We start from the raw sequence: 14,709 nt of genomic DNA on the forward strand, positions 1-14,709 counted from the left end.
AAAGTCTTCCGAAACGGAATCGGAGAACCTCATGCGCCGGACTGCCCTTGCTCTCGCTATCGTTTCTGCTTTTGTCGCCGGACCGGCCCTTGCCGATGGCGAGGTGCAGAACATCATGACACCTGCCGACAAGACACGGCTGGAAAAATACGGCGAGACGCGCAAGGTGGCGCTTGAGGAAGCCAGGGCCGGCAGCGCCGCCGAAGTCAAAATCCTCGACGAGGTTCTGGCCCGGCCGCTCGTCGCCTTCTCCGACAAGGACCTGACGGGCAACTGGCAATGCCGCACCATCAAGGCCGGCGGCATCGGCGCGCTGGTCGTCTACGACTGGTTCAAGTGCAAGGTCACCGACGACGGCTCCGGCTGGATGCTGGAGAAGCTGACCGGCTCGCAACGCACCAAGGGCCGCTTCTACGACGATGGCGAGAAGCGCTCGATCTATCTCGGCAGCGGATTCATCGCCGGCGACGCGGCAAAGCGCTACGGCAGCGGCCCCGAGGCCGATCAGGTCGGCTACGCCTTCCGCACCGGCGCCGACGCCTGGCGCATCGAATTTCCGGCGCCGTACTACGAATCCAAGCTCGACATTCTGGAATTGAAGCGCTGAGGGCCGCGGCCCTCGTCCTCCTTTTCCCGTCTCCGGTCGATCGGTCAATTTGCGGCGCATTTCCGCGTCGCTTTTGAATGCGCGCGCGTCGTGCCATGAGAAGCAGGCGCACATTGCTTGCGGCAATGCTTCAAACGAGCAGGAGTTGAACATTCATGGCCGATCTGATCGTCGTCTACTGGCGTGATATCCCCGCCCAGATCATCGTCAGGAAAGGCCGGACCAGCGCCAAGCGCGAGTTGCCGCTGCGATTCACCGAGGCGATCGACATGGCGGCCATGCGCTCGGGCGCTGCCGAGACCGATGCGTATCTGGCGGAATGGCGCAAGGCCGAGCCGGTTCCTGTGGGCGACGACCTCGAAGCCGAGGCCGACAAGGCGGCGGCCGATTTCGACGCGCGATATGGGCAGGAGCGGCTGGTCGCGCTTGCCAAGGCAGGCGGCAAGGAAAATGGATAGCACCCGGCCGAAATCCGAAACGGCATCCACAACGGCGAAAGGCCCGGCCGGTACGGACGCGGCGCTGCCGCCGGCCGCGCCCGAGGGCGTCACCCAGGCCAGCGTCGTCAAGAAGACGGCGCCGAAATCGGACTATAAACCCGCCGACGTCTCGCCGCAGCGGCGCGTGCAGCGTTCCTTTGCCGTTCGGTTATGGTCAATTCGGCATTCGCGCCTGCTGGAATGGTTCTATTCACGCTTCGCCGACGCCTTCCTGATGCTGCATCCCCTGTGGAAGGGCATCGGCTATGGCCGTGTCGAAGGGCCGGTCAAATTCATCGAGAAGCGCGTCAAGGGCTTCATGTTCGACTGCCGGATGTGCGGCCAGTGCATTCTCTCCTCCACGGGCATGTCCTGCCCGATGAACTGTCCCAAGCAGTTGCGCAACGGACCGTGCGGCGGCGTACGCGCCAACGGCAATTGTGAAGTCGAGCCCGACATGCCGTGCGTCTGGGTCAAGGCATGGGAAGGCTCGCGCAACATGCAGCGCGGTGATTCAATTCTGAATGTACAGAAGCCGGTCGACCAGTCGCTGCGCGAAACTTCCGCATGGCTGCGGGTGACCGCCCAGGCCGCTGCCGCGAAGGAAGCGGCCAAGGCGGGTGCGGTATGATCTCCCCTCGCGCACCCCAACCCGACGAAAACCCCGCGGGCATCCACCTGCCGCTCGATCCCCTGCCCGGCCACACCTCGCGCGGCCGGCTGGAGCGCGTACTGCGCCGCGGCGAATTCGCGGTGACGACCGAGCTCAACCCACCTGACAGCGCCGACCCTGAAGACGTCTACAACCGCGCTAAGATCTTCGACGGCTGGGTGGACGCCATCAACGCCGTCGATGCTTCCGGCGCCAACTGCCACATGTCATCGGTCGGCATCTGCGCGCTGCTGACCCGCATGGGCTACGCACCGATCATGCAGATCGCCTGCCGCGACAGGAACCGCATCGCCATCCAGGGCGACGTGCTGGGCGGCGCGGCCATGGGCGTCGCCAACATGCTGTGCCTGACCGGCGACGGCGTCCAGGCGGGCGACCAGCCGGGCGCCAAACCGGTTTTCGACCTAGACTGCATGTCGCTGTTGGAGACCATCCGCGTCATGCGCGATAATGGAAAATTCCTGTCCGGACGCAAGCTGACGACCCCGCCGCAGCTTTTCCTCGGCGCGGCGATCAATCCCTTTGCCCCCCCCTATGATTTCCGCCCGCATCGCCTCGGCAAGAAGATCGCCGCCGGCGCGCAGTTCGTGCAGAGCCAGTACTGCTTCGACGTGCCGATGTTCCGCACCTACATGCAGCGCGTACGCGACCTCGGCTATACCGAGAAGGTCTTCGTCCTGTGCGGCGTCGGTCCGCTGGCTTCAGCCAAGACGGCCAAATGGATTCGCTCCAACGTGCCGGGCATCCACATCCCGGACGCTATCATCAAGCGGCTGGAAGGCGCGCAGGACCAGAAGAAGGAAGGCAAGCAGCTCTGCATCGACATCATCGACGAGGTGAAGGAAATTCCCGGCGTGTCGGGCATCCACGTCATGGCCTACCGGCAGGAGGAATATGTCGCCGAGATCGTCGATGAGTCCGGCGTCCTCAAGGGCCGCCAGCCGTGGAAGCGCGAGGCCCGCGCCGACGACCGGATGGTTGCGGACCGGCTGGAAAGCATCCTGAAGGACGACATCACCGAGACCCAGGTCGACATGGTGAAGACAGCGCATTGACGGCCCTACGGCTTGATCCAGATCAGATAACGATATAAAGAAATCTTTATATCCCTAGACGGAGACCTTCATGACCCGCACCATCGTTGCCTCTGCCAGCCGCGAGATCGTCATCGGCTTCGACCAGCCCTTCTGCGTCATCGGCGAGCGCATCAATCCGACCGGCCGCAAGAAGCTGGCCGCCGAGATGGTCGCCGGTAATTTCGAGACCGTCATCAAGGACGCGCTGGAGCAGGCCGCGGCGGGCGCCACCATGCTCGACGTCAACGCCGGCGTCACCGCCGTCGACCCCAACGCAACCGAACCGGCGCTGCTGGTGCAGACGCTGGAGATCGTCCAGAACCTGGTCGACCTGCCGCTGTCGATCGACTCCTCCGTCACGGCCGCCATCGAGGCTGCGCTCAAAGTCGCCAAGGGCCGCCCGCTGGTCAATTCGGTCACCGGCGAGGAAGAAAAGCTTGAGGCAATCCTGCCGCTGGTGAAGAAGTACAACGTGCCGGTCGTCGCCATCTCCAACGACGAGACCGGCATCTCCATGGACCCGGATGTCCGCTTCGCGGTGGCGAAAAAGATCGTCGAGCGCTGCGCCGATTTCGGCATTCCGGCGCATGACGTGGTGGTCGATCCCCTGGTCATGCCCATCGGCGCGCTGGGCGATGCCGGCCGCCAGGTGTTCGCGCTGCTGCGCCGCCTTCGCGAGGAACTCAAGGTCAACACCACCTGCGGCCTCTCCAACATCTCCTTCGGCCTGCCGCACCGCCACGGCATCAATGCCGGCTTCATCCCCATGGTGATCGGCGCAGGCATGACCAGCGCCATCATGAACCCGGTCCGTCCGCAGGAGATGGAAGCCGTGCGCGCCGCCAATGTGCTGAACGGCACCGACAAGGACTGCATGAACTGGATCAAGACCTACAAGGACTACAAGCCGGGCGAGGCGCATGCCCCTGCCCCGGTGGCGGTCAACGCACCGGGCGAAGGCGCGGCAGGCGGGCGTCGTCGTGGCGGACGCGAGGCACGGATGGGCCGGGGGTGAATTATGGTGCGTCCTTCGAGGCTCGCCCGCCAAACATCGCACCAATATTGGGCAGATTGCTGCGGGCTCGCACCTCAGGATGAGGGAGGTTCAGGCACAGCTTCCCTCATCCTGAGGTGCGAGCCTCGAAGGACGTACCGTTTAGTCTCAAGAAATCAGATGACTCCGGCGCGAAAGCTCCGGCAGGGTCTCATAAGCCAAGGCAATAAGAGCTTCCTTCTTGCGCCGCGACCATCCTTTGATTTGCCGCTCGCGGGAAATGGCGTCCGTGATGCGCTCATAGCTTTCCGTGAATACAAGTTCGACAGGGCGGCGACGTGCCGTGTAGCTGTCGAGCGGCAGATTGTTGTGTTCCCATATACGGGCTTCAACTTCCTGTTTGGTCGACCCAACATAGTAGGAGCCGTCCGCGCATCTAAGAATGTAAACCGTCATTTCGAAATGCATCGCCATGATCCTCACCGCTTGATACTGAATTGCAGACAATGCAGTAGCAAGACTGTAGTGCGTCCTTCGAGGCTCGCTCTGCTCGCACCTCAGGATGAGGATGGTAGCTGCAGCTCATCCAAGGTTGTGCAGCATTACAAAATCGAGAGCGGCATAGCTCAAACCTCCCTCATCCTGAGGTGCGAGCGTAGCGAGCCTCGAAGGACGCACTGAATTGAACGCCCATTCCAACCCCGCCGACCCCCTCGTCCTTTTCATGCCGTCCGGCAAGCGCGGGCGGTTTCCGGTTGGCACGCCGGTGCTGGATGCGGCGCGGTCGCTCGGCGTCTATGTAGAGTCGGTCTGCGGCGGACGCGCCACCTGCGGCCGCTGCCAGATCGAGGTGCAGGAAGGCAATTTCGCCAAGCACAAGATCACCTCCTCGAACGACCACATCTCGCCCAAGGGTCCCAAGGAAGAGCGCTACGAGCGCGTGCGCGGCCTGCCCGAGGGGCGCCGCCTCTCCTGCTCGGCAACGATTCAGGGCGATCTCGTCATCGACGTGCCGCAGGACACCGTCATCAACGCGCAGGTCGTGCGCAAGGCCGCCACCGACCGGCATATCGAGCGCAACGCCGCCGTGCAGCTCTGCTATGTCGAGGTCGACCAGCCCGACATGCACAAGCCGCTCGGCGATCTCGACCGCCTGAAACTGGCGCTGGAAAAGGAATGGGGCTGGAAGGACCTGCTGGTCGCGCCGCACCTTATTGCGAATGTCCAGAAAATCCTGCGCACCTCGCTCCCCGACCAGCCGGAAGTCAGCGAAGGCAAATGGGGCGTCACCGCCGCCATCCACCGCGACATGGATTCGTCGCGGCCTTTTATCGTCGCGCTCTATCCCGGCCTGAAGAACGAAGCCTACGGCATCGCCTGCGACATCGGCTCCACCACCATCGCCATGCATCTGGTGTCGCTGCTCTCGGGCCGCGTCATCGCCTCGTCCGGCACGTCGAACCCGCAGATCCGCTTCGGCGAGGATCTGATGAGCCGGGTCTCCTACGTGATGATGAATCCGGACGGGCGCGAAGCCATGACCAAGGCGGTGCGCGAGGCCGTCAACACACTGATCGGCAAGGTCTGCGCCGAAGGTGGCGTCGACCGACACGATATTTTCGACTGCGTGTTCGTCGGCAACCCGATCATGCACCACCTGTTCCTCGGCATCGACCCGACGGAACTTGGCCAGGCGCCATTCGCGCTGGCCGTTTCCGGCGCACTGCAGTTCTGGGCGCACGAGATCGGGATCGAGGTCGCGCAAGGCGCCCGGCTCTACATGCTGCCCTGCATCGCTGGCCATGTCGGTGCCGACGCCGCCGGCGCCACCCTGTCAGAAGGCCCCTATCGGCAGGACCGCATGATGCTGCTGGTAGATGTCGGCACCAATGCCGAGATCGTGCTCGGCAACCGCCAGCGGGTCGTGGCTGCTTCTTCGCCCACCGGGCCGGCTTTCGAGGGCGCGGAGATTTCCTCCGGGCAGCGCGCCGCGCCGGGCGCCATCGAGCGCGTGCGCATCGATCCGGACACGCTGGAGCCGAAATACCGCATCATCGGTGTCGACAAATGGTCGGATGAGCCCGGCTTCGAGGATGAATCCTGGACGACAGGCGTGACCGGCATCTGCGGCTCGGCCATTATCGAAGTGGTGGCCGAGATGTACCTTGCCGGCATCATCTCCGAGGATGGGGTTGTTGACGGCGCACTCGCGGCGCGCTCGCCGCGCATCGTCCAGAATGGCCGCACCTGGAGCTACCTCCTGCGCGAAGGGCGCGAGGGCGAGCCGCGCATCACCGTCACCCAGAATGATATCCGGGCCATCCAGCTCGCCAAGGCGGCGCTTTATGCCGGTGTCAAGCTTTTGATGGAAAAGCAGGGCGTCGAGACTGTCGACACGATCCGCTTCGCCGGCGCCTTCGGCTCCTTCATCGATCCGAAATACGCCATGGTGCTCGGCCTGATCCCGGATTGCGACCTCGCCGAGGTCAAGGCGGTGGGCAATGCTGCCGGCACCGGCGCGCTGATGGCGCTGCTCAACCGCGACCATCGCCGCGAGATCGAAAAGGAAGTGGCCCGCATCGAGAAAATCGAGACGGCGCTCGAGCCGCATTTCCAGCAATTGTTCATCGACGCCATGGCGCTACCCAACAAGGTCGACCCGTTCCCGAAACTGTCCGAGCAGGTCAAGCTGCCGCCAAGACAGATGTCGGAGCCGAACCCCGGCGGCGACGGCGGACCCCGCCGCCGGTCGCGCGAGGAACGCGCGGCGCGGCGCGGACGCGGCTGATTTCGCGCGCCATGTCGGAGGTTGCGCAAATGCTTGTCCGCCCCTCCATCGTTGGATAGCATGACCGTTTCAACCTTGGGAGGAAGGTATGAGCGAGACATTCAAATCCGGCGATGTCGTTCGTCTGAAGTCTGGCGGCCCGAACATGACGGTAAACGATACGGCGGCCTCGGGCATGTATCTGTGCAACTGGTTCAACCGCGACGGCGATGTCTGGACCCCGCAGCACGCGGCCTTCAAACCCTTTCAGCTCGTCCTGATCGAGCAGCGGTCGACTTGACGACCTGCCTGCGGCAATCCGGTCACAAAGCCGCGCGGTGACGCTGCGTCAACATTGACATATCCGGCTAACGAACGATCTTTCGCAGTGAGGGAGGCCTCGCTGTCGGAATTTCTCGTTTCATCCCATGCCAAGTCTGAAAAGCCGCATCGTCGCCTTCGTCCTGCGCCACAGCCGCAAGAAGGCATTCGCCACCCCCGAGAACATGCAGCGCTGGATCGCCCAGGCGCGCAAGCGCCAGAGCCACCAGCCGCCGGTATGGATGATGGCACGCCATGGCATCGAGACCCGCGATGTCCACGGCTTCCCCGTTTATGAAATTCCGCCACGCGCCGGCTCGACGAAGCGGATTCTCTACCTGCACGGCGGCGCCTATGTCTTTGAAATCACGTCTTATCATTGGGCGTTGATTGCCGATCTGGCGGACCGGCTGGGCTACGGTTTCACGGTGCCGATTTATCCCATCGCGCCTGAGCACGACTTCCACGACATGTTCGGCATGGTCGGCGACGTCTACCGTTCCATGCTGAATGAAGCGGACCCTCGGGATATCGTCTTCATGGGCGATTCCGCCGGCGGCAACATGGCCGTCGTGCTGACCATGATGATGGCCGAGGAAGGCCTGCCCGTGCCGGGCAGCCATGTGCTGATCTCGCCCGGCCTCGACGTGTCGCTAACCAATCCCGCCACCATTGAGGCCGAGCTTGCCGATCCATGGCTCGGCATTCCCGGCGGACAGGAGGCGATCCGCCTCTACAGCGCCGGGATGGAGCCGACCGACTGGCACATCAGTCCGATCTATGGCGATCTTTCGGTGCTGCCGAGAACGCTTCTGCTGACGGGTTCGCACGACATGCTGACGCCCGACAATCTGATCTTCGTCGACAAGGCGCGCGATGCCGGCGTCGAGGTGGAACTCGTCTATGGCGAGGGCATGTTCCATGTCTGGCCGCTGATCCGGATGCCGGAAGCGCGGCAAGCAAGGAACAGCATCGTGGCTTTCTTGAAAACAGCCCGCTCCCTTCAAGCCGATAACGATCCTATCAACTCCACCGCGAGCGCGTCATCCAAGGCACCATTTATCGAGGGCGTTGCGAGCACGAATATTGCGTGAAGTATCGCCTCTTCATGATCGGCTTGGGGCTCTATATCCTCACGCAGTTCGATCAAGTCGGCCTAGATTCCGACGTCGGCCGAAACAAGCTCTCCGGCGCAGAAGCGGTTGAGTACGTTGCGAACATGATCGGCCGTGAGCGTTATCTCTGGCCGCTCCGCGTCCCACGGCAAGCTGCGAACTAAAGAGTCCAGAATTTCGGCCGGCTTTGAAAAAGCCACCAAATCTGCCAACACTTCAGCTCTGCTCATACGAATCCGTCTAGAACTTGCCCGTTTCCTTGAAACTCTCGAAGGTCGCGCGGATATGGTCCGCGACCGCCTGCACCGGCGCGCTGGCGTCCGGCGTCACCAGCATGGCGAGGATGTAGTTGCCGATCGTCGGCATCCCATCCGGCAGGCCGAGTTCCACCATGTCGTTGGTGATGAACGACTTCGGCAGCGGCGCGACGGCGAGATCGGAGAGGATCGCCGCGCGCTGGCCGGCCGTGTGCGCGCTCATATAGGCGACGCGGAAGTTGCGGCCCTGACGTCCGAGCGCATCGAGCGCGCCGGCGCGCCATGAGCACCCCTCCTCCCAGACCGAAACCGGCAGCGGCTCGCGCATATGGGCGCAGCCGCCCTTGGAGCCGGCCCAGACGATCGGCTCCGTCAGCAGCGTCTCGGCGCCGTTGGCGGCGCCGGTGGAATTGGTCAGGAGCGTGATGTCCAGCGTCCGGTCGTCCATGCGGCGGCGCAGATTGATCGACTGGTCGATGGTCACGTCCACCGCGATCGAAGGATGCGACTGGGCAAAGCGCTTCAGCACATGCGGCAGCACGCGCTCGCCATAATCGTCCGGCGAGCCCAGCCTGACGACGCCGACAATGTCGGGAACGATGAACTTCGAAACCGCCTCGCGGTTGATCGCCAGCAGCCGGCGCGCATAGCCGAGGAGCATCTCGCCGTCGGTCGTCAGCGACACCGAGCGCGCGTCGCGGAGGAACACGGCGCGTCCAAGGATGTCTTCCAGCTTCTTGATCTGCATCGACACCGCCGAGGGCGTGCGGAACACCGATGTCGAAGCAACAGTGAAACTGCCGGTTTCGGCAATCGCCACGAAGGTGCGCAGCACGTCGAGATCCAGCAAGGGCAACGGGTGATTGAGCGGGGCGTTCATCGCCAGTGCCTTTCAATTTTTCTGATACAAAACATCATTTCATTTCGTTTGATTGAACATCAACCGGCGCGCATAGTCAACACTGTCATCAAGGCCCAGAGGCTCTTGGGGCCAAACGAGGAAGGAGAAAGTCATGTTTATTCTTTCGACCATCGGCCGTATCGTTTCCGACTTCAGCGCCGCTCGCGCCCGCTACCGGACCGAACGCGCAATCGGTTCGCTACCGGCGGAAGTACAAAAGGATATCGGCTGGCCGCCGGTCAGGGACGTTCGCGTCCGCGACCACGGAGCTGGCACCTGGGCTGGCGCAAAATGATCGACTGTACGCCGGTTTGAAGGCCTGCCTCTTCAAAAAGGCAGGCCTTCTTTCGTTTTTGAGCCTTTCCACCATCCGATGTCGCTTTTCATATCGAGCGCTTCGCTTTTGCGATCAGGTTTCCCTGCGGACAGGCCTATATCCGCGCCGCAACGAGCTGCCCCACTCCACCACGCGAAGGCGACCCGCTGAGCAACCCGATGGAGTTTGAAATGAAGCTGTTCGCCCGTCTCTTCGCCCGCCGCGAAACCAACCTCACCACCGCGCTGGAGCGTCAGCGCCTGTCCCGCACCATGCCCGGCCAGACCGGCGCGATGACGGCCGCCCGGCTTGGCGTCCTCGCTTAGATCGCGTTCGCCTTATAGCCCTTCTCTGCTCGCAATTGAGGTCGACCGCTTCCACGATGGGACCGCGCGGCTCTGTAGACCCGTGTAAACCAGCACGAATCCGCCCTTGCCCATTTGCGACCCGTGTCGCAAATATTGTTGCGGTGTAGCGTCCTAGCCAATTGACAGCAAAGGCTTTTCCTGATGCCTTTGCTGTTAGCGACATTCTGTTCGCGTCATGGCTGCGAGAGGTTTCCCGTGAACGCCGTCAAACATCCGATCAAGCGATCGTTTGTCTTCTTTCTCATTCCCGATTTCACCATGGTAGCCTTTGCTGCGGCGCTCGACCCGCTGCGGCTGGCGAACCGTATCCTCGGCTACGATGCGTATACATGGCGTCTCGCCAGTCTGGACGGCAGGCCGGTGCGCGCCTCCAACGGCGTGGAGTGCGCCGTCACCACCTCCCTTGAGGATGAGCGCAGGAAGATGGCCGGGCCGGACAGACCCTCCATGGCCATCGTCTGCAGCGGCATCGACGTCGAGAAATATCAGAACAAGACCGCCTTCGCCTGGCTGCGGGAGGAATACAACCGCGGCGTCGCCATTGGCGGCCTATGTACGGGAGCCTACGTGCTCGCCGCCGCGGGGCTGCTTTCGAACAAGCGCTGCGCCATCCACTGGGAAAACCTGCCCGGCTTCCAGGAAGCCTTTCCCAAGGCCAATGTCTTCGCCGACCTGTTCGAGGTCGATCAGAACATCTACACCTGCGCCGGCGGCACCGCCGCGCTCGACATGATGCTCAAGCTGATCGGCGACGATTTCGATGAAAGCCTGGTCAACCGCGTCTGCGAACAGGTGCTGACCGACCGCGTCCGTAGCCAGAGCGACCGCCAGCGGCTGCCGCTACGCGCGCGGCTCGGCGTCCAGAACTCCAAGGTCCTCACCATCATCGAGTTGATGGAATCGAACCTGTCCGAGCCGCTGTCGCTGGTCGAAATCGCCGACCATGTCGATCTTTCGCGCCGGCAGATCGAACGGCTGTTCCGCACCGAGATGGGTCGCTCGCCGGCCCGCTACTATCTGGAAATAAGGCTGGACCGCGCCCGCCACCTATTGATCCAGTCGTCCATGCCAGTGGTGGAAGTAGCGGTCGCCTGCGGCTTCGTCTCGGCGTCGCATTTTTCCAAATGCTACCGGGAGCTCTATGCCCGCTCGCCCCAGCAGGAGCGGGTCGACCGCAAGCATCTGCTCGCCGCCTGAACAGCAGCGGCAGCCAGTGCCATTGCAGGATCGGCATCCGGCATTTCGTACGAGCAACGTCTACCTGTCGGTGTCGTCATACATCCAGATCCGGTTACGCCACAATTTTTCCCCGGCCAGACAGTCTGACGCGGGCTTCTGTTGCGCCAGCAGCACCGGCGGATGCGCCGCTTCCTCCCGCGCCCAGTGCGGCGATGCCGGACCTGCCAGTTCCAGCACCAGCTTGCGGCGTATGGCTTCGGGAAACTGCGTCCAGTCGTTGACCGGGATCATGAAGGCGCCGGGGCCGCCAATGACGCAGTCGGTATAGTAGCGGTCGAGATCGGTGACATCGTAGATGCTGGTGAAGCCGCCGCGCGTCATCAGCGGCAGCCCATTTATGGTGATGCCCTGCTTCACCAGTTCGTCGCGGACGACGTCGACCGGCGCGCCCTGGTTGTTGGGTCCGTCGCCGGAAATGTCGATGACGCGCTTGACGGCCTCGAAATTGCTTTCCGCGAACAGATCGCCGCCAAAGTCGAGAGCGCCGGAAATCGATGTGCGCCGGGCGCTGTTCGGCGGCCCGGAACTGAGCTGCTGCACGACACGCTCCGCATCGGCCTTGTTGGCCACCACGGTCCACGGAACGATGACATGCTGCGTCGCCGAGCCGGCCCATTCGACATACGTCACCGCGATCTTGCCGTAGGCGCCATCGGCTATCGCCTGCAAAACTGTGTCATGGGTCAACGCCGCGGCATAACCGCGCCGCTGAATCTCAAGCTCGGTCGGCGACATGGAAAGAGACACGTCGACGGCGAGCACAAGCTGGACATCGACGGGTTCGGCAGCCTGGAGGGGAGCCGCAGCAAAGAACGACAGCGCAACGAGAGCGCTGCCCACAAGAACCCGCCCTGACCGAAGCAGACGAGACATGACGGAAGAGTACGCTGATTTGCCGCCGGGGGAAGCCTGTCAAGGCTGAGGCTGCGAAGTCATCCCATCACGATTTGGCGAGTGGCACCGCCTCGTGGCTGTGCCCTCAGCTCCGCGGCTTCGCATTCTCCGGATCGTAGAGCGGCTTGTAGCCGACGGCGGCCACTTCGACCGGGAAAATCTCGCCGAAATATTCGACCTGCAGCTTGCGGCCTTCTTGGGCATACGCCCATGGCAGATAGGCGAGCGCGATGTTTTTGCCGATCGTCGGGCCGTAGGCGACCGAGGTGGTGAACGAGCGGCGGCCGAGTTCATCCACCAGCGTCTCGCCCTTCTCGCGGTCCATCACCGGCATGGTGCCGACAGGATAGCGGGCCACGCCGGCGGAATCGACATTGTCTGTCATGACCAGCGTACACAGCACCGCCGGCTGATGCTCGCGGGCGCGGTATTCCAGATGCTTCGCCTTGCCGCAAAAATCCGCTTCCTTGACCTTCGGCCGCGCGAGATCGGCCTCCAACAGATTGTACTCGGTCAGCAAATCGGCGTTCTGCAGCCGCAGGCTCTTTTCCATGCGGCGGGTGTTGGCGTAGGTCTCGACGCCAAAGGCCATCACGCCCGTCGCGCGCAGCGCGTCCCAGACAGCCAAGCCGTCCTCGTAGCGCATGTGCAGTTCCCAGCCCTGCTCGCCGACATAGGAGATGCGGAAGGCGGTTACATCCTTGCCGCCGATCCGCAACGGCTTGATCGCAGCGAAAGGGAAATTCTCAAGCGTCAGCCCATCGGGGTCCTCGACGACCTTCTGCAGCGTCGTGCGCGCATTCGGTCCCCAGATGCCGATGGTGACGTATATCTCCGTCACGTCGGCGATGGTGACGTCGAAGCCTTTGTCCTCGGCCACCCGCCGCATATAGTGAAAGTCGCGCGGCCCGGCGTCGGCGCCGTCGATCATGCGGATGCGGTCGGCCATGCGGATGGCGGTGAAGTCGGCCCGCACCATGCCCTGCTCGTCGAGGAAGTGCGTGTAGATGCCCTTGCCGATATTGGCGTCGCCGCCGATCCTGGCCGCGCACAGCCACTCCATCAGCGCCACATGGTCAGGTCCCTCGATGTCGTACATCGAGAAATGCGACAGGTTGACGATGCCGCAGTCCTCGCTCATCGCCAGATGCTCGGCATTGGAGACGCGCCAGAAATGGCGGTTGTCCCATTCGTTCTCGCGAACCGGCACGCGGTCGCCGTATTTCTCCAGCAGGTGCTCGTTGGCGGCATAACCGTGGGCGCGTTCCCAGCCGCCCAGTTCCATGAAATAGGCGCCAAGCGCCTTCTCACGTTCGTAGAACGGCGAACGGCGGACACCCCGCCCCTTCGAGAACGGCTCGCGCGGATGCACCGCCGGATTGTAGACCTTCATCGCCGTCTCGGTGCAGCGGTCCCAGATGAACTGTTCTTCCATCTGATGCGGATAGAAGCGCGCATAGTCGATCTGGTGATGGTCGATCGCGGTGCGCCCATCCGTCATCCAGTCGGCGATCAGCTTGCCCATGCCGGGGCCGTCCTTGACCCAGATGCCGACGGCGTACCAGAGCCCCCTCACCTTCTGGCTCTCGCCCATGGAAGGCCCGCCATCGGTCGTCACCTGCAAGAGGCCGTTGAACGAATGGCTCTCATTGTAGCCGAGCTCGCCGAGGATCGGCGTCAATTCCATGGCGCGCTCCAGCGGCGCGATGATCTGTTCCATGTCGAGATCGCGCTGCGACGGCGAAAGCCGCGCCTGCTCCTTCTCCAGCAGGTCGCGCGGATGGCAAAGGCGCGGATTGGTCTCCTCGTAGTAGCCCCATTCGATCTGGCCGCCTTCGGCTGTCTTCGGGTCGCCGGTGTCGCGCATATAGGCCGAGTTGCCCTGGTCGCGCATGAGCGGCCAGCCGATTTCCTTCCCCGTGCCGGCAAACTCGGTGTACGGACCGAAGAAGGTCAGCGGGTGGTCGATCGGCATGACCGGCAGATCCTCGCCGGCCAGCGCCGCCGTCAGCCGGCCCCAGATGCCGGTGCAGACCACGACATGGTCGGCCATGATCGTGCCGCGGCCGGTCACCACGCCCTTGATGCGGCCGTGCTCGATCACCAGCGATGTCGCCGAGGTGTTGGCGAAGGCCTGTAGCTTGCCAGCCGAGACGCCCTGGTCGACCAGCTTGCCGGCCACTGTCTGCGAGCGCGGGATGACGAGGCCGGCATCCGGGTCCCACAGTCCGCCCTGCACCAGATGCTCCTCGATCAGCGGGAACTTTTCCTTGATCTCGGCCGGTTCGATCAGCCGCGCGCGTGTGCCGAATGCCTTGGCTGAAGCGATCTTGCGCTTGATCTCGGCCATGCGGTCATCATCGCCGACGCGCGCCACCTCGAGGCCGCCGACACGGGCGTAGTGGCCCATCTTGTCGTAGAAATCGATGGAATAGAGCGTCGTCCAGCAGGAGAGGAAATCGTGGCTGGTCGTGTAGCAAAAATCGGAAGCGTGCGCCGTCGAGCCGATATCGGTTGGAATACCCGACTTGTCGATGCCAACGATGCCGTCCCAGCCGCGCTCGATCAGATGGTGGGCGACCGAGGCGCCAACAATGCCACCGAGCCCGATGATGACGACCTTCGCCTGTTTCGGAAACTCTGCCATGCCTCACCCCAAAGCGATTTTTGCGTCCACCAGCGGCGCACCGCTTGGCCCGATC

At 63.1% G+C, this 14,709-nt stretch carries 16 protein-coding genes; 12 read left to right on the forward strand and 4 right to left on the reverse strand.

From position 1 onward, the window contains the following. Nucleotides 1-31 precede the first annotated feature (31 nt). The 5 genes from J2X35_RS07740 to J2X35_RS07760 all read left to right on the forward strand — a co-directional run bounded on the left by J2X35_RS07740 (nt 32) and on the right by J2X35_RS07760 (nt 3,850). Nucleotides 32-607, forward strand: coding sequence for a DUF4893 domain-containing protein (locus tag J2X35_RS07740; protein WP_056110171.1), 576 nt, complete (start codon nt 32-34; stop codon nt 605-607). A gap of 155 nt (nt 608-762) precedes the next feature. Continuing rightward, nucleotides 763-1,065: a virulence factor gene (locus J2X35_RS07745; protein WP_056110179.1), complete on the forward strand. Its 303-nt coding sequence runs from the start codon at nt 763-765 to the stop codon at nt 1,063-1,065. Continuing rightward, nucleotides 1,058-1,717, forward strand: coding sequence for a methylenetetrahydrofolate reductase C-terminal domain-containing protein (locus J2X35_RS07750; RefSeq protein ID WP_244478729.1), 660 nt, complete (start codon nt 1,058-1,060; stop codon nt 1,715-1,717). Before J2X35_RS07745 ends, J2X35_RS07750 begins: the two co-directional genes overlap by 8 nt. Next, nucleotides 1,714-2,814 carry a methylenetetrahydrofolate reductase gene (locus J2X35_RS07755; protein ID WP_056110181.1) on the forward strand — a complete coding sequence of 367 codons (1,101 nt, stop codon included), beginning with the start codon at nt 1,714-1,716 and terminating at the stop codon, nt 2,812-2,814. Before J2X35_RS07750 ends, J2X35_RS07755 begins: the two co-directional genes overlap by 4 nt. A 70-nt stretch (nt 2,815-2,884) precedes the next feature. Beyond that, nucleotides 2,885-3,850: a methyltetrahydrofolate cobalamin methyltransferase gene (locus tag J2X35_RS07760; protein WP_310183495.1), complete on the forward strand. Its 966-nt coding sequence runs from the start codon at nt 2,885-2,887 to the stop codon at nt 3,848-3,850. Between the two features lie 147 nt (nt 3,851-3,997). Here J2X35_RS07760 and J2X35_RS07765 read toward each other — a convergent pair whose 3' ends face one another. Next, complete coding sequence (locus tag J2X35_RS07765) at nt 3,998-4,303, reverse strand: GIY-YIG nuclease family protein (RefSeq protein ID WP_310183496.1); 306 nt, start codon at nt 4,301-4,303, stop codon at nt 3,998-4,000. Between the two features lie 250 nt (nt 4,304-4,553). Between J2X35_RS07765 and J2X35_RS07770 the strand changes: the two genes are divergently transcribed. The 4 genes from J2X35_RS07770 to J2X35_RS07785 all read left to right on the forward strand — a co-directional run bounded on the left by J2X35_RS07770 (nt 4,554) and on the right by J2X35_RS07785 (nt 8,196). Beyond that, nucleotides 4,554-6,617: an ASKHA domain-containing protein gene (locus J2X35_RS07770; RefSeq protein ID WP_310183763.1), complete on the forward strand. Its 2,064-nt coding sequence runs from the start codon at nt 4,554-4,556 to the stop codon at nt 6,615-6,617. 88 nt (nt 6,618-6,705) lie between these two features. Beyond that, the gene (locus J2X35_RS07775; RefSeq protein WP_310183497.1) at nt 6,706-6,897 is read left to right on the forward strand and encodes a DUF2158 domain-containing protein; all 192 of its coding nucleotides are present in this window, start codon (nt 6,706-6,708) and stop codon (nt 6,895-6,897) included. A 127-nt stretch (nt 6,898-7,024) separates the two neighbouring features. Continuing rightward, complete coding sequence (locus tag J2X35_RS07780; RefSeq protein ID WP_310183498.1) at nt 7,025-8,011, forward strand: alpha/beta hydrolase; 987 nt, start codon at nt 7,025-7,027, stop codon at nt 8,009-8,011. Beyond that, nucleotides 8,008-8,196, forward strand: coding sequence for a hypothetical protein (locus J2X35_RS07785; RefSeq protein WP_310183500.1), 189 nt, complete (start codon nt 8,008-8,010; stop codon nt 8,194-8,196). The genes J2X35_RS07780 and J2X35_RS07785 overlap by 4 nt, the downstream gene beginning before the upstream one ends. Nucleotides 8,197-8,272: 76 nt before the next feature. On the opposite strand, the gene J2X35_RS07790 is transcribed toward J2X35_RS07785, so the two are convergent. Then, on the reverse strand, nt 8,273-9,169 hold the full coding sequence (locus tag J2X35_RS07790; RefSeq protein WP_056110193.1) for a LysR substrate-binding domain-containing protein: 897 nt from the start codon (nt 9,167-9,169) through the stop codon (nt 8,273-8,275). A 133-nt stretch (nt 9,170-9,302) separates the two neighbouring features. Here J2X35_RS07790 and J2X35_RS07795 point away from each other — a divergent pair, with 133 nt between their 5' ends. The 3 genes from J2X35_RS07795 to J2X35_RS07805 all read left to right on the forward strand — a co-directional run bounded on the left by J2X35_RS07795 (nt 9,303) and on the right by J2X35_RS07805 (nt 11,071). Then, entirely contained in the window at nt 9,303-9,485 is a 183-nt protein-coding gene (locus J2X35_RS07795) for a hypothetical protein (protein WP_056115617.1), read from the forward strand. 200 nt (nt 9,486-9,685) lie between these two features. Next, the gene (locus J2X35_RS07800) at nt 9,686-9,832 is read left to right on the forward strand and encodes a hypothetical protein (protein WP_162246407.1); all 147 of its coding nucleotides are present in this window, start codon (nt 9,686-9,688) and stop codon (nt 9,830-9,832) included. A gap of 300 nt (nt 9,833-10,132) precedes the next feature. After that, nucleotides 10,133-11,071, forward strand: coding sequence for a GlxA family transcriptional regulator (locus J2X35_RS07805; RefSeq protein WP_348271192.1), 939 nt, complete (start codon nt 10,133-10,135; stop codon nt 11,069-11,071). Between the two features lie 60 nt (nt 11,072-11,131). On the opposite strand, the gene J2X35_RS07810 is transcribed toward J2X35_RS07805, so the two are convergent. Both J2X35_RS07810 and J2X35_RS07815 read right to left on the reverse strand, forming a co-directional pair. Beyond that, nucleotides 11,132-11,986, reverse strand: a complete 855-nt coding sequence (locus J2X35_RS07810) for a DUF1194 domain-containing protein (RefSeq protein ID WP_310183502.1) — start codon at nt 11,984-11,986, stop codon at nt 11,132-11,134. A 106-nt stretch (nt 11,987-12,092) separates the two neighbouring features. Then, nucleotides 12,093-14,654 (reverse strand): FAD-dependent oxidoreductase, encoded by a 2,562-nt coding sequence (locus J2X35_RS07815; protein WP_310183503.1) that lies wholly within the window; start codon nt 14,652-14,654, stop codon nt 12,093-12,095. Between the last annotated feature and the right edge of the window lie 55 nt (nt 14,655-14,709).

The sequence above is a fragment of the Mesorhizobium sp. BE184 genome, assembly GCF_031457045.1.
GTDB lineage: Bacteria > Pseudomonadota > Alphaproteobacteria > Rhizobiales > Rhizobiaceae > Mesorhizobium.

What these genes read in the sequence shown, in the direction of transcription:
- J2X35_RS07740 (WP_056110171.1), top strand. Translation starts at nt 32, where the DNA reads ATGCGCCGGACTGCCCTTGCTCTCGCTATCGTTTCTGCTTTTGTCGCC.
- J2X35_RS07745 (WP_056110179.1), top strand. Translation starts at nt 763, where the DNA reads ATGGCCGATCTGATCGTCGTCTACTGGCGTGATATCCCCGCCCAGATC.
- J2X35_RS07750 (WP_244478729.1), top strand. Translation starts at nt 1,058, where the DNA reads ATGGATAGCACCCGGCCGAAATCCGAAACGGCATCCACAACGGCGAAA.
- J2X35_RS07755 (WP_056110181.1), top strand. Translation starts at nt 1,714, where the DNA reads ATGATCTCCCCTCGCGCACCCCAACCCGACGAAAACCCCGCGGGCATC.
- J2X35_RS07760 (WP_310183495.1), top strand. Translation starts at nt 2,885, where the DNA reads ATGACCCGCACCATCGTTGCCTCTGCCAGCCGCGAGATCGTCATCGGC.
- J2X35_RS07765 (WP_310183496.1), bottom strand. Translation starts at nt 4,303, where the DNA reads ATGGCGATGCATTTCGAAATGACGGTTTACATTCTTAGATGCGCGGAC.
- J2X35_RS07770 (WP_310183763.1), top strand. Translation starts at nt 4,554, where the DNA reads ATGCCGTCCGGCAAGCGCGGGCGGTTTCCGGTTGGCACGCCGGTGCTG.
- J2X35_RS07775 (WP_310183497.1), top strand. Translation starts at nt 6,706, where the DNA reads ATGAGCGAGACATTCAAATCCGGCGATGTCGTTCGTCTGAAGTCTGGC.
- J2X35_RS07780 (WP_310183498.1), top strand. Translation starts at nt 7,025, where the DNA reads ATGCCAAGTCTGAAAAGCCGCATCGTCGCCTTCGTCCTGCGCCACAGC.
- J2X35_RS07790 (WP_056110193.1), bottom strand. Translation starts at nt 9,169, where the DNA reads ATGAACGCCCCGCTCAATCACCCGTTGCCCTTGCTGGATCTCGACGTG.
- J2X35_RS07795 (WP_056115617.1), top strand. Translation starts at nt 9,303, where the DNA reads ATGTTTATTCTTTCGACCATCGGCCGTATCGTTTCCGACTTCAGCGCC.
- J2X35_RS07800 (WP_162246407.1), top strand. Translation starts at nt 9,686, where the DNA reads ATGGAGTTTGAAATGAAGCTGTTCGCCCGTCTCTTCGCCCGCCGCGAA.
- J2X35_RS07805 (WP_348271192.1), top strand. Translation starts at nt 10,133, where the DNA reads ATGGTAGCCTTTGCTGCGGCGCTCGACCCGCTGCGGCTGGCGAACCGT.
- J2X35_RS07810 (WP_310183502.1), bottom strand. Translation starts at nt 11,986, where the DNA reads ATGTCTCGTCTGCTTCGGTCAGGGCGGGTTCTTGTGGGCAGCGCTCTC.
- J2X35_RS07815 (WP_310183503.1), bottom strand. Translation starts at nt 14,654, where the DNA reads ATGGCAGAGTTTCCGAAACAGGCGAAGGTCGTCATCATCGGGCTCGGT.